General features: G+C 57.9%; 1 protein-coding gene. It reads right to left on the bottom strand.

The window, feature by feature from the left end; all coding sequences use genetic code 11:
- Positions 1–41 precede the first annotated feature (41 nt).
- A complete protein-coding gene (locus tag AC1DRJ_RS29970) occupies positions 42–710 on the bottom strand; it encodes a DUF1326 domain-containing protein (RefSeq protein WP_008075253.1) in 669 nt (222 codons plus the stop codon).
- Between the last annotated feature and the right edge of the window lie 199 nt (positions 711–909).

Raw genomic sequence — 909 nt, 5'->3', positions numbered from 1 at the left:
CGCAGAAGCTGCGGATCGTGAAGCGGAGAGGACCGATTTCATCATGGTGCGTCCGGTCCGTGCCAGTCGAAGGGGATATGCTTACTCGCTTGGCCGGCCGGGATGTTTTGATCGAACCCAAATGCCTTCCAACGGCCCGCAACGCTTTTGCCCCAAGTCACGGGCGCGTCGGTGGGACCGACTTCGCTGCCGGGTGGATTGAAGCTCTGCAGCAGTTTGGTCGGATCGGAGGTCGGCCCCTTCATGGCCTGGCCACTCGCTTCGACCTTGTCATCGACGGTCACCCGCCAGTGTTCGAGCGTGCTCTCGATGTCGACTGAAATCTTCGCAAACTCGACACCCCTGAGCTCACGCACGTGCGTTGGTACGAACTGTGTCATCCAGCCGCCGGCCTGGCCGGTGAAAATTGCCGCCAAGGCCGCTCGCTGTGCATCGTCGGCGGCAGAGTCGAGGAATACGCCTGCATCCAGCCAAGCGCCGTCCCAAAGGTTGCCGGTGAAGTTTGCGAGCAGGACCACTTTCAGGCCTGCCATGGGTGTCGGACCGTAGTGACCCTCATTGATTCGGTACGCCCACAGCACTTCGCAATGATTGCCTGTGGGAGGTTGAGCGAACGTGCATGGGCACGGTGAGTTGCACGAACAGACGTCCAGCCATTCACCTGCAATTCGCCACTCTGGAGTTGCGACTGTTGCTACTTCGTTTGTCATCTCCTACCCCTTTCGTTTGGTGGTGAAACTTTTGACATGATGATTCGCAGGCGTGATAGTGTCTCGTGGCGATATCGACATAAACAGGGTGAATACCGACACATGACCAGACCTCTCACAATTGAAATCGGCATCGTCCTTTTTCCTGGCGTACAGCTTGCGGCCGTGCACGGTTTGATTGATCTATTCGGGGTTGCGG

Source organism: Pseudomonas sp. P5_B2, from assembly GCF_056400445.1.
This window is presented reverse-complemented; position numbering and strand designations above follow the sequence as displayed.

Bases quoted from the DNA above. Each gene is read 5' to 3' on its own strand.
- AC1DRJ_RS29970 (WP_008075253.1), bottom strand. From the start codon at position 710: ATGACAAACGAAGTAGCAACAGTCGCAACTCCAGAGTGGCGAATTGCA.